The following is a 12,690-nucleotide window of genomic DNA, read 5'->3' on the forward strand; positions in this document are numbered from 1 at the left end:
ATTGTTATTATGTTATCCTTATGTGTTACGTGTGAAAAAGAAAATTACGTTTGATTTATATATGTACGTAAATTAAGGAGACAAAATGACATTTCAAGATTTGAATATTATCCCTCCGATCTTAGAGGGTTTGAGCAGAGCGAACTACACTTCCCCGACACCTATACAAGAACAGGCAATTCCAGCCGTGTTGGCTGGTAGAGACCTGCTTGGTTGCGCGCAAACAGGAACAGGGAAAACGGCAGCATTTTCTGTGCCGATCATTCAATTATTATGCGAAAAGCCGAATGCACCCAAACAGGTTCGTCGTATTCGCTCTTTGATTTTAACGCCGACAAGAGAACTGGCTATTCAGATTTCGGACAACATCAAGGCGTATAGCCGGTATACCGACATTCGTTGTGCGGCGATCGTGGGTGGTGTCTCACAGAAAGTGCAGGAGCGGGCGCTGAGTCAAGGTGCAGATATTATTATCGCGACCCCAGGTAGACTTATAGATTTAATTAATCAAAAGCGGATTGACTTGCAATATGTGCAAATATTGGTGCTGGATGAGGCCGACCGCATGCTGGATATGGGCTTTATCCATGATGTGAAGCGAATTATCTCCAAAATGCCGAGCAAGAAACAGACCCTTTTCTTCTCTGCGACGATGCCTCCGGAAATCACTAAAATGGTGAAATCGATTCTGGTCGATCCTGTTAAAGTAGAAATTACTCCGGTATCCTCTACTGCAGAGCGCATTGAGCAATCGGTGTATTTATTGGAAAATGGTAAGAAACAGAATCTGTTGAACCATATTTTACAGGATAAATCGATTGTTTCAGCATTGGTGTTCACCCGTACCAAACGTGGAGCGGACCGTGTGACACGTGATTTGTCCAAAGTGAATATTACTGCACAGGCTATCCATGGCAACAAGTCACAGACTGATCGGCAAAAGGCATTGAATAATTTCAAGAGTGGAGCTACACGCGTGCTGGTGGCAACGGATATCGCAGCAAGAGGTATAGACGTTGAGGAGCTCTCGCATGTAATCAACTTCAATCTTCCTAATATTCCAGAAACGTATGTTCACCGCATCGGCCGTACGGGTAGAGCTGGGAATAGCGGAAAGGCTATTTCTTTCTGTGAGATGGAGGAAGTTCCGTTCCTTAGAGATATTGAGAAGTTGATCAAGAAGAGCATTCCTGAAGTGAAGGATCACCCTTATCCGATGACAAGTGTGCCACCGCAGTCTTTTAAAACTAGCAAAGCCTCAGCACCAGCCAACAAACCGGCCAAGTCCAAGGCGAACCCGGCGCGCAAGCCTAAATCCGAGTGGTTTAAAAAGAGTGGCACTGCCAGCCACGATAAAACGGGTGGCGGTAAACCAAATAGCGGTAAGGCTAGTAGCGGTAGAGCAAACTACAGTAAACCAAACGGCAGTACAGCAAACGGCAATAGAACGAACAACAACAAAACAAACAGTAATACAACAAGAGTAAGCAAAGTTCAATAAGGTGAACTCTTTACGAATAAACATAGCTCAATAAAACAGTGGTAGTTCAGGACTTATTTTCTCGTCCGGGGCTGCCGCTGTTTTTTTATTAGGTACGATAATATTGTTTGCCAATTGTAATAAGTAGTATAATTACCAATGATGCACTGTTTCATTTTTGTTTCAATTTTCATGAAAGGGAAATTTATGCTTGCTGCCGATTCTGAAAATTAAAGAGTGAAGCATTCATTTTCATTGCCGATATAACTCTTGTAAGGATAGAAGGAGGATGAATATGATTGAAGAACTGGTAGAATCCTTTGGGAGCTGTGACATTGAGATTATAGCGGTGGAGCAATTATCGCTGCCTCTGACACAGGATGGGAAACACCGAATCCTGGTTGTGCCCAGCTATAACATAGCAGAGATGCTAGAAGAGACTTTGGAAGATGAGAAGTCTCTGTCAGAAGTTGTGGATAGAGGACTGGAAGAAGTACATAGTCTATCTATCATGGATGCATTTCGGCGCATTGCCGGGTCTTTTCTCATAGATGTAGATCTTCCGCTTGAGCGGAAAAATGTTGAGGGGAAGAGTTTTGAAGATATTTATGCTGCCTATGCTTTAGTATGGGAAGGCGATGAAATGCTGAACGAGAAGAGGGCTGAGATAGAGGAAGCGGACGCTTCTATACTGACAACACAGTGGGTAAAAGAGAATATCGAAGATGGAGATAACGTTATTATTTTGACATTGTCTGCTGGTTCAGGGTATGAAGCGCCCCTCTGGGTTCCGATGGGTGGGTATAATGAATGTCCTCTGCCTGTGTACCAGTCGGTTGTGTTTAAGCATTGGCAGGAGCAATACCATGTGACCCCTTTGGCCGTTACACAGGATTTGTGGGTTCTACAAGCCGGCACACGGCCCCAGACATATGAAGCAGCGCTGAGACTGGCCAAGGAGCATTTTATATTTTGCCATTACGTGCTGGACCAAGGCTATACTTTAGGGAATTATGCGGATTATTTAATGAAAAATGATGAGTGGGCTTTCTGGTGGGATTAAAGATGTCTATTAGAGTTTGAAGTCATTTAAATTAAATCCATACTAAATTACTGCGAATAGTTGAAATATAAATAAAATAGATTTATAATCAGTTAATCATCAGTGAGTAACGACATGAGAGATTAACTGTTTATAAAGTGAGAGGATGTTATGAATGTCATCATTAGAATGGACATCTTTACAACTCGAGCATGAACTGCTCTCTACAATTTCATTGGTGGGGGAGCCTGTGGGCGCAAGCACACTGGTTCACACAGTAGGCAAGAAATATGATCTCAGTCAGGCAACAATTGGCCGCAAGCTAATGGAGTTAGATATGAAAGGTTATGTTCAGCTGGAGGGAAGAAAAGGTCGTATTCTCACAGAGAAGGGCGTAAACCGACTTTCTCAACTGGAGAAGAGGATTCATCAGGAGACCCTTAATTCCCGACTGCTGGAAGTGCTCAATGTATCCGGGCAAAAGGCCATGATTAATGTGCTGGTCGCCAGAAGGGCGCTTGAGCGCGAAATTGCAAGTCTCGCTGCGCAGCGGGCCACACCCGATCATATTGAGCTTCTGCGAAATTCCATAGCCGAGCAGCTTGAAGTGTTAGCCGAGAACCAAATTCCTTATGAAGGAGATCGAGAGTTCCACCATTTGCTCGCGCTAATCGCCCGCAATGACATCTTGATGCATGCGGTTCAGCTGGTATGGGACCGGAGCCGCGAGCTGCCTGCGACAGCGTTCATCCGTAATTCTGTCGGCAGCAAGCTGGTTGTAGACCATCAAAGGATCGTCGACGCGATTGCGGAAGGCTCCTCCGAGAAGGCGGAGCAAGCGATGGTGGATCATATCAATCAAATGATTGAGGACGTCAAACGCTATTACCAAATAAAGCAGGATTCACAGTCGCTATAGTGGTTTTGCGTAGCAAACCCTAAGCGAATGCTTACGAAGTGGTTTTGCTTCGCAAAACTTAGGTATATAAGACGAACAAAAGAAAGTAACAAAAGGCGAGGAGGAACGAAGGGGGAAGTTTGGAACTGTAGGAGCGACAGCGTTCGCCTTTGTTCCCAGATTTCAACCGCTAAAAGCGGTTATAAAGAAGAAATCTGGGAACAACAGCGACCGGAAGTCCAAACATTCCACCGTAGTGACGACCGAGCTTTACGTTCGAATATTAAGTTCGTCTTATATAGATGCTTACGAAGTAGTTTTGCTTCGCAAAACTTAAGCGGATGCTTACGATGTGGTTTTGCTACGCAAAACCTGGAGGAGGAAAGAAAGTGGAACAAGGCTACCGGCTGGGCATAGATATCGGAGGCACGTTTACGGACGCGATGGTCGCGGATGCAGACGGTCGCGTGGTTGCCTCGCTAAAGACGCCTTCGATACCGGATGCCCCGGAACAAGCTATTTTTAATGCGTTGGAGCAATTGCAGAAGGCTTCAATAAATATTGCAGATATTGGCCTGTTCGTGCATGGAACGACGCTTGGTGTCAACACGCTAATCGAACGGAATGGAGCGGTAACCGGACTCCTTGTAACAGAGGGGTTCCGGGATGTGCTTGAGATTCGCCGGTTGCGATTAGAAAATACCACGAATCTATACGGCGACAAGGTACTTCCACTGGTACCTCGCCGTTTGGTCAAAGAGATCGATGAACGCTGCCTGGCCAGCGGCGAAGTCTTTCGTAGCCTGAATGAGGGGCAGCTTCTTCAAGCCGTTGAAGAACTGGTACAAGGGGGCGTAACTGCCATTGCCATCAGCTTCCTGCATTCTTATAAAAATGCTCAGCATGAGCAGCTTGCCGAGAAGCTCATCAAGCAGCACTATCCAGAGTTGTTTGTCTGCACAAGTAGCGGCGTATGGCCGCAGCAGCGTGAATACGAAAGAACGTTGGCTACGGTCATGAATGCCTATGTCGGGTCGCAAATGGGAGGGTACTTCCAGCGGCTGGAGCAGGGCGTGCAGCAGTATGGTTTGACAGCGAAGGTACTGTCCACGATGTCCAATGGCGGAATCATGTCTTCGACCAGAGCGTCAAGTGAGCCGGTGAAGACATTATTGTCCGGTCCGGCTTCCGGGGTCATCGGTGCTACGCATGTAGCACGTATGGCGGGACTGAACCAGGTGGTTACGTTCGACATGGGCGGAACCAGTGTGGATGTTGCGTTGATTGACGGACAGCCGGCTTATTCCGTCGATAATCAGGTCGGTGATTTTCCGGTGATTATCCCAGCCATCGATGTGACCGCCATTGGAGCAGGAGGCGGCTCTATCGCTTGGGTGGATTCAGCGGGCGTATTGAAAGTTGGTCCCCGCAGCGTCGGCGCCCGTCCGGGCCCAGCCTGTTACAATCGCGGGGGAACGCTGCCGACGACAACCGACGCTTATCTGCATCTGGGCATTTTACAGGCAGATCGCTTCCTGGGCGGCCAGATGGAATTAAAGCCGGATCTGGCACAGGCCGTGCTGGAGCGTCTGGGCGAGCAGCTTGGGATGAGTTCCTATGAAGCGGCACAGGCCATACTGGATGTGGCAACAGCCAACATGTATGCCCAATTCACACCGCTCATGGCCCGCAAAGGCGTCGACCCGCGTGATTTCACACTACTGGCTTACGGCGGCGCCGGTCCTATGCATGCATTTCTAATGGCTCGCGAGGTGGGGATTCGCAAGGTGCTAATTCCGCCTTCACCCGGAACATTATGTGCGATGGGTTGTGTAGTGGCCGATCTGCGGAACGACTTCGTCCATTCCCTGAACAAGGTAAGCGATGAGCTACAGCCAGGTGAGCTGGCGCAATGGTTCGAGAATCTTGGGGAGCAGGGAAGACGCTGGATCGCCGAGGAGACAGAGCAGGGTATTGAACTGGACCATACGTATCTGATGTACAGCGCCGACATGCGCTATGAAGGACAGTCCTTTGATCTCAGTGTGACGCTTTCCAGCGTGGCATACGGAGATATTGCCGATGCTGAGGCAAGATTTCACCAGCAGTATGAAGCTGTATTTGGAACTAGTCAACCTGAATCTCCAGTAGCCTTCGTGAACCTGCGAGCGACAATTATTGGCGTCACGCGCAAATCAGAGACCGTTGTTGTTCCTGCACCAGTAAAAACAAATTATGAAGCTGAGCGGAGAACGATTATTTTTGACGGCCAGGAGCATTCGGCTTTCATCACCGACCGGGAGCAGCTGAATGTGGGTGAGTTGTTGTCAGGACCGATCGTAATCAATGAGTATGATACCACCGTATTCGTTCCACCAGGATACAGCCTCACTAAGGATCGGTTTGGAAATATCATCGGGGAGGCCGAATAGTAATGACTGACAAGGTCTTTCTTGAGATTTTTAAAAATCGGGTGCAAGCCATTGTAGAGGAAATGGCCAATGTCGTTCTTCGGACAGGCTTTACGGCATTCGTCAAGGAAACCGGAGACTTCGGAACCTATCTGCTGACACCAGCGGGCGAAACCTTTGGTTCGCCACTGGATACAGGATACAATCTCTCCCTTGGCATTCCGGCGGGCGAAACCATTGAAGCCATCCGGGAATGGAGAGAAGGGGATATCGTCATTACGAATGATCCCTACGCGACAGGCGGAATGGCTACACATCTGCCGGATGTGCATTTGATCAAACCCTTTTTTCACCACGGAAAGTTAGTCGCGTTCGGGATGTGCTTTGTGCATTCCTCGGATGTTGGCGGCAAAGTGCCGGGCAGCGTCTCGCCGACGTCTTATGATATTCATATGGAGGGCATCCGGATTGCACCGGTGAAGCTGTATGATCAAGGCGTCCTCAATGAGCAGGTGCTTCGGTTATTCCTGGACAACAGTCGTATTCCCGATCAGAACTGGGGCGATCTGAAGGCGCTGATGTCAGCATTGCATCGGGGCGAGCAAAGGCTTCAAGAGCTGATTACCCGTTATGGTCTGGAAAAGGTCGAGCAAGGGATTGTTGATTTACTGCAGTATTCGGAGCTTAAAGTAAGAGCAATTATCCGCGATATTCCGAATGGCTCCTATGATTTCTGGGATTATCTTGAGGATGGCCCTGGCGGCTATCCGATTCGTCTGCGCTGCCGTATGGATATCGCCGGTGAAGAAATCTTCCTTGATTTTGATGGAACAGATCCGCAGGTTCGTGCTTCTTTTAATATCGTCACTGCGAATAAACAAGGTCACTATATGCTTGTGCCGGCACTGATTCGTTATTTCAGAACCGTTGACCCCACAATTCCGTGGAACTCCGGGATGATACGTATGGTTCGTAATGATGCACCGCCAGCGACGATTCTCAATCCTGAACCGATGGCGGCGGTTGGAGCCAGAGCGGCGACCTTTATCCGAGTCATGGATGTGCTGACAGGTGCCATGAGCAAGGCACAGGGCGATAAGCTTCCGGCTGCGGGAGCAGGACAAGCCTGTATCGTCATGCTAGCAATTACGGACCCTGTCACAGGCCGGAAAAAGGTTGGCGTCATTCAGCCGATTTGTGGCGGATCGGGTGCGCGACCGATGAAGGACGGCATAGACGGCATGGATTTCGCTGTCGGCCATTTGCGGAACATTCCTGCGGAAGCGGTGGAGGCTGAAATGCCGATTTTGATTGAAAAATACGGCTTGCGCCAGGATTCAGCAGGAGCGGGCAAGTATCGCGGCGGTAGCGGCATTGATCTGAAAGTGAAAATCCTTAGCCCGGATACAATCATGACAGCGCGCAATATGGAGCGAATGCAGTTCCAGCCTTGGGGCCGGCTAGGTGGCGGTGTAGGACAGGTTGGTGCAGCGATTCAAAATGCGGGGATGACAGATGAGCGTTCCTTGGGAAGAATTGATGAGCTGCTGCTTCATCCCGGTGACACGGTAACGTTCCTGTCGCAGGGTGGCGGCGGCTATGGTGATCCTTTCCTGCGTGATCCGCAGGAGGTGCTGGGCGATGTGCGCAGCGGGCTACTGACGGAGGAAGCAGCTGAGATGCTGTATGGAGTTGCACTCGTTGGGCAGAAGATCGATGAGGCAGCAACTGCCATTCTTCGCAAGGATCATCAGGAGAACGTGGAGGACTTCAGCTTTGGCAGCAAGCGAGAGCAGTTCGAGCAGCTATGGAGCGATGAAATGCAGCGGGCTGTCGGCCAGGCACTGCGACAATACCCGCTTGCACTTCGCGATTATCTGAAACGAAGAACGATGAACCAAGCCGAAGCACTGGCACAGCAAGGCAAGCAAATTGCCCCGGATGATATTGAGAAACTTATGCACGAAGTTAAAAGTCAAACGGGAATGCATTAGCTTATAAGAGTTGGGTGCAAGCGGACGGAAATGGTCGGATTAACAGGAATTTTTCCTGTTATTGTACTGCATTTCTGCAGAATGAGCGAAATAACAGGAGAAATTCAGACTGCCCAGAAACACCATGCTCTACGATTGTTGATGCGGAATAGCCTTATAAATCAGGCTCAGCTTCATCATCAATCCTTGTCAAAACCACTGCTTCAGAAGGTTGGAGACTTATGCATGGGGGCTAACGGACCCCAGCGCCGTTATTTACACATCAAGCAGCTTCTGGAACATGTAACGGACTCAGGTGCCGCTATTTCCTCCCAAACCGTGGATTTTACACCCGATTTCTGCTCATAGCGTCTCTGGAGTCCGTTATTTTCTGGAACGGTCAGGTGTTAGGAAATAACGTATCTGAGGTCCGTTACCAGAGGGAACAAGAAGCAGGTCCGGATTTCGAGATCGGTTCATTCATCAAGGGTTTATTATGGATTTTCTCAAAACAACCACTTCCTCAACAGTCTGAGTTTTTCCAGTTAATGCGCCGAATTTCTGAGGAATGAGCGAAATAACAGGAGAAATTCCTGTTAGTCAGCTTGTTTGGGCGGTATTAGATCCCATTAGAGTTCTAGTCCAAACATCACCATAATGACGGCTGAGCTTTACGTTCGGCACTTAGGCTCAGCTCTTACGTTCGGCACTTAGGTTCGGCTCTTTCATTCAGATCTTAAATCAGATCTTAAATCAGATCTTACATTCAGCTCCTAGGATCATTTAGTACAGATTCATCTTATAGAGATTCATTAGATAAAAGGAGAGATTACCATGAAATTGAAGAAACGTTCTCTGGCTCTGTCTGTACTTACTTTGGCGACGGCAGTGGCTGTAACGGCTTGCGGCGGCAACAATACAGCTTCTAACAATGGCTCTAACACAAGTTCTAACAAAGGTTCCAACACAGGTGCAGAACAAAGCACCAATACAAGTACAAGCACAGGGGAAAAGGTTAAACTGACGATGTTCATCTGGGCAGGCTCGAATCAGGATGTGGTGCCTAAAGAGGTTGTAGCCCAATATGTGGCGGCTCATCCTAATGTCGAAGTAACCTTCGAGGAATCGTCCAACTCTGTAATGTATCCGAAAATGGTTGCTGGCAAGCAAGCTGATCCGAACAACCCGATCGTCAACTTCGGATATTTCAATGCTGATGCTTCAGCCAAAGGCTTGAAGGACGACATGTGGGAATCGCTGGACCCTTCTATTGTGACGAATCTGGCTGACATTCCAGAGCAATATCATCAAGCTGATAACAAAGGGATTGTATGGGGCATCTCCAGCTTCTCCCTGGTATACAACAAGGATCTTGTGAAGACCCCGCCAACAAGCTGGGATGATCTTTGGGACAATCAGGAGTTCAAGGGCAAGGTCGCACTTTGGGATTACATGTTCTATCCGGTGATTTCGCCGCTGATTGCCGTTAAAGGCAGCGAACTAGGCGCGACGTACGACAATCCGGAACCAGCCTTTAAGTTCTGGGGTGAGCATAGCAGCCAAATTCAGACTCTGGTGACCTCGAATGACCAGCTTAAGAGCCTGCTTGATTCAGGCGATGCTCTGATCGCACCGTTCAGCGCCCAAGTCGCACAGACCTGGATTGACGGCGGTTCGCCGCTTGCAGTCGCCTATCCGAAGGAAGGCGCAATATCGTTCCCTTACTCTCTGCAAATTGTAAAAGGCTCTACACCGGAACAAACTCGTGTAGCTAACGAAATCATCAATGAGCTGATCTCTGCGGATGCATTGACCCGTTATGCTGAAGAGACAGGCACACCATTCACTAGTACAAAGGCGATCGTGCCGGATAAGTACAAGGATGATCCATCCTTCTCCGCAGAGGTGCAAAGCAAAGGCATCAACCCGGATTGGAGTAAAATGGCCGAGGACAGCTCCAAATGGAAAGAACTTTGGGATCGTCTCGTAAAAACGAATCTGTAAAAGCTGTAAAGTAAGTGGAGGAAGGTGGGATTGGCATCATGGGCGAGCATGCTGAGGCAATAGCCATTGAGGCCCGCAATATTGTAAAAAAGTTCGCTGGGTCTACAGCCTTAAACCAGGTCTCACTGGAGGTAAAGCGGGGAGAATTCATCTCCCTGCTTGGCCCCAGCGGCTGCGGCAAAACTACGCTGCTGCGAATCCTTGGTGGATTGGAACAACCCGATGCGGGAGTCGTTCTGCTCTCCGGCAAGGATGTTTCCGGAGTGCCGGCTTATGGACGCAATACGAATATGATTTTCCAGCAGCTGGCGCTGTTTCCTCATATGGATGTGTACAACAACATTGCGTACGGACTTAAGGTGAAAAAACTGGGCAAGGCGGAAATCAAGAAGCGCGTTGCGGAAGCACTGGAGCTGGTACAACTGTCGGATTACAGTAATCGCAGTATTTCTCAGCTATCTGGTGGTCAGGCACAACGTATTGCCATTGCGCGTGCTTTGGTCAATAAGCCGGAGGTGTTGCTGCTGGACGAGCCGCTGTCTGCGCTAGATATGCAGCTACGTCTGGATATGCAGCATGAGCTCAAGCGTATTCAGCGCGAATTCGGCGGGACGTTTATCTTCGTTACACATGACCAGAATGAAGCGATGAATCTGTCTGACCGCATTGCTGTTATGCGCTCTGGCGTCATTTTGCAGTATGGTACGCCTAGTGAAATCTATGAGCGGCCAGTGGATAGCTTTGTAGCCAAGTTCATAGGTGATACGAATTTGCTGGAAGCTAAGGTGATTAACAGTAGTGGCTCCATATTGATTGTGGAGTGCTGCGGTAGAACGTTTGAGGCATGGAACCCGGGAACAGCTGGCGTGGGCTCGACAGGTCATCTTTCGCTGCGCTATGAGTATGTTCAGCTAGGCGAAAGTGCGGGGCGTTGTGATAATCAGTTGACTGGAAAGATTCTGGAGAGCGTATATGGTGGTGCGAGCATCCGTTACAAGATTGCTATTGGCGGTGGCTATGAATTGACTGCTAATGTGCAGTACCAGCCCGGAAATCCTCTTTATGGCGTGGGGCAAGAGATCGCCCTTGGTTTTCAGGGAGAGCATGGTCTGTTCCTTGATGATTCGAGGGAGGCGTAAATATGACCAAAGCGTCCAGCAGGTCCGTTAAAAGCGTATCGCAGGGCCAGTCCTCCTGGCTCATGCGCTTACTGCTATTGCTGCCTGCGTTGCTGCTGATGGCGATTATCTACTTGGCCGGTATGCTGATTTTTAGCCGATTCAGCTTCGATGCTTTTGAGCAGGGGACCATTGTATCGGCCTGGCAACTGGATACGTACAAGACTTTTTTAAGTGATCCGTATTATTGGAAATTGATAGGCTCTACCTTCCGGCTTGCGTTAAAGGTGACTTTCTGGAGCTTACTGCTGGCTTATCCGCTCGCCTATGTCATTGCAGGGGTTCGGAGCCCGGGCTGGAGACAAGCCATGCTGCTTGTTACCTTCATGCCGTTATTGATTAGTGCTGTGGTCCGTTCTTATGGATGGATGATCATCCTTTCCCGTCAAGGCTTCCTGAACTGGATCTTTGTGAAGCTGGGTCTTACGGAGACGGGCTTTAATCTGATGCATAATGAGACGGGTGTCGTTATTGCGCTTGTTCATATTTTTCTGCCGTTCATGGTCTTTCCGATATTAAGTGTACTGCTTCAGAATGACGGAGTGCTCAAACATGCCGCACATGATTTGGGCGCAGGGAAATGGCGGACCTTCTTCACGATCACCTTTCCGTTATCGGCAAGAGGAATTGCTAGCGGTGTACAGATCGTGTTTACGCTGTGTCTCACGGCTTTTACAACCCCGCAATTAATCGGAGGCGGACGTGTGATGACCCTGCCCGTGTTTATTTATCAGCGGACGCTTGACACGAACTGGCCGATGGCTGCAGTGGCGAGCCTGTTTCTGTTCGCAGCTTCGATTCTGGTCTCCCTATTGGTGAATCGATCTGCTGAATGGTTAATGTATAGACGCAGTTCTGTAGGAGGTCGATAAGATGCGTACAAAGAATGTGAACTTCAAATGGGTATTGTACGTTGCAGCAATATTGATCTGTCTGTTTCTGACGCTGCCACTGCTGATCATTATCCTGACCTCCTTTGGTGCAGGCACGTCCAATGTATTCCCGCCCAAAGGCTTCTCTACAGAATGGTACAGTCATTTGGCGTCACAGAAGCAGTTTGGGCAGGCTTTTGTGAACAGTCTGATTGCTTCGACAGGCGCAACTCTGCTTGCTCTGGTTGGGGGGACTTTGGCGGCCATGGCGATCCTATATTATCCCTTCCCGGGTAGTGGCGTCCTGAAGGCCTTCTTCATGTCGCCGATGGTGGTTCCGAAGATTACGCTGGGCGTGGCTTATTTGATTCTGTTCTCCAAAATGCATATTGCAGGCGGCTTGTTCGCGCTGATCCTGGGCGAAGCGGTCACGGTATTTCCGTTTGTGATCTCTATTGTCGGAAGTGCGCTGGCGAACCTGAAGCCCGCGGATCGTGAGGCAGCTGCTGATCTTGGCGCCAAGCCGCTGCGAGTCTTCTTCACTGTTACCTTGCCACAGCTGAAGGTTAGTCTGTTAATGGCGGGCGCGATTTCGTTCGTCTTTACTTTTGATCAGGTGGAGACAGCTTTGCTCATTTTGCGTCAGGGCAGCTATACTTTGCCGATTCAGCTGTTTATTTATATGGAAAAATGGCAGGACCCTACCATCGCCGTTGTATCTGTCATGATGATTGTGTTTGCCCTTCTGCTCTTCTTTGGCATCAAAGTTGCGCTGAAATCAGCGCCGGCCATGGAGAAAATGCTAGGCAATAAAAAATAGGAGGTTGTTCCC

General features: G+C 49.0%; 9 protein-coding genes. All 9 read left to right on the forward strand.

Annotated features, from left to right (window positions below):
• Positions 1–85 precede the first annotated feature (85 nt).
• Positions 86–1,501, forward strand: a complete 1,416-nt coding sequence (locus tag AC3Y23_RS13255; protein WP_379199556.1) for a DEAD/DEAH box helicase — start codon at positions 86–88, stop codon at positions 1,499–1,501.
• Between the two features lie 274 nt (positions 1,502–1,775).
• The gene (locus AC3Y23_RS13260) at positions 1,776–2,543 is read left to right on the forward strand and encodes a DUF4253 domain-containing protein (RefSeq protein ID WP_379199558.1); all 768 of its coding nucleotides are present in this window, start codon (positions 1,776–1,778) and stop codon (positions 2,541–2,543) included.
• A gap of 154 nt (positions 2,544–2,697) precedes the next feature.
• Complete coding sequence (locus AC3Y23_RS13265; protein ID WP_379199560.1) at positions 2,698–3,441, forward strand: FCD domain-containing protein; 744 nt, start codon at positions 2,698–2,700, stop codon at positions 3,439–3,441.
• Between the two features lie 368 nt (positions 3,442–3,809).
• Positions 3,810–5,852, forward strand: a complete 2,043-nt coding sequence (locus AC3Y23_RS13270) for a hydantoinase/oxoprolinase family protein (protein ID WP_379199562.1) — start codon at positions 3,810–3,812, stop codon at positions 5,850–5,852.
• A 2-nt stretch (positions 5,853–5,854) separates the two neighbouring features.
• A complete protein-coding gene (locus AC3Y23_RS13275) occupies positions 5,855–7,825 on the forward strand; it encodes a hydantoinase B/oxoprolinase family protein (RefSeq protein WP_379199564.1) in 1,971 nt (656 codons plus the stop codon).
• Between the two features lie 813 nt (positions 7,826–8,638).
• Entirely contained in the window at positions 8,639–9,808 is a 1,170-nt protein-coding gene (locus tag AC3Y23_RS13280; RefSeq protein WP_379199566.1) for an ABC transporter substrate-binding protein, read from the forward strand.
• Positions 9,809–9,846: 38 nt separating this feature from the next.
• Positions 9,847–10,947, forward strand: coding sequence for an ABC transporter ATP-binding protein (locus AC3Y23_RS13285; RefSeq protein WP_379199568.1), 1,101 nt, complete (start codon positions 9,847–9,849; stop codon positions 10,945–10,947).
• 2 nt (positions 10,948–10,949) lie between these two features.
• Positions 10,950–11,858 (forward strand): ABC transporter permease, encoded by a 909-nt coding sequence (locus AC3Y23_RS13290; RefSeq protein ID WP_379199571.1) that lies wholly within the window; start codon positions 10,950–10,952, stop codon positions 11,856–11,858.
• A gap of 1 nt (position 11,859) precedes the next feature.
• Entirely contained in the window at positions 11,860–12,678 is an 819-nt protein-coding gene (locus AC3Y23_RS13295) for an ABC transporter permease (protein ID WP_379199573.1), read from the forward strand.
• Positions 12,679–12,690: the final 12 nt, after the last annotated feature.

The organism is Paenibacillus sp. MAHUQ-45, assembly GCF_058133325.1.

Bases quoted from the DNA above. Each gene is read 5' to 3' on its own strand.
- AC3Y23_RS13285 (WP_379199568.1), top strand. From the start codon at position 9,847: ATGGGCGAGCATGCTGAGGCAATAGCCATTGAGGCCCGCAATATTGTA.
- AC3Y23_RS13290 (WP_379199571.1), top strand. From the start codon at position 10,950: ATGACCAAAGCGTCCAGCAGGTCCGTTAAAAGCGTATCGCAGGGCCAG.
- AC3Y23_RS13295 (WP_379199573.1), top strand. From the start codon at position 11,860: ATGCGTACAAAGAATGTGAACTTCAAATGGGTATTGTACGTTGCAGCA.
- AC3Y23_RS13275 (WP_379199564.1), top strand. From the start codon at position 5,855: ATGACTGACAAGGTCTTTCTTGAGATTTTTAAAAATCGGGTGCAAGCC.
- AC3Y23_RS13255 (WP_379199556.1), top strand. From the start codon at position 86: ATGACATTTCAAGATTTGAATATTATCCCTCCGATCTTAGAGGGTTTG.
- AC3Y23_RS13260 (WP_379199558.1), top strand. From the start codon at position 1,776: ATGATTGAAGAACTGGTAGAATCCTTTGGGAGCTGTGACATTGAGATT.
- AC3Y23_RS13280 (WP_379199566.1), top strand. From the start codon at position 8,639: ATGAAATTGAAGAAACGTTCTCTGGCTCTGTCTGTACTTACTTTGGCG.
- AC3Y23_RS13265 (WP_379199560.1), top strand. From the start codon at position 2,698: ATGTCATCATTAGAATGGACATCTTTACAACTCGAGCATGAACTGCTC.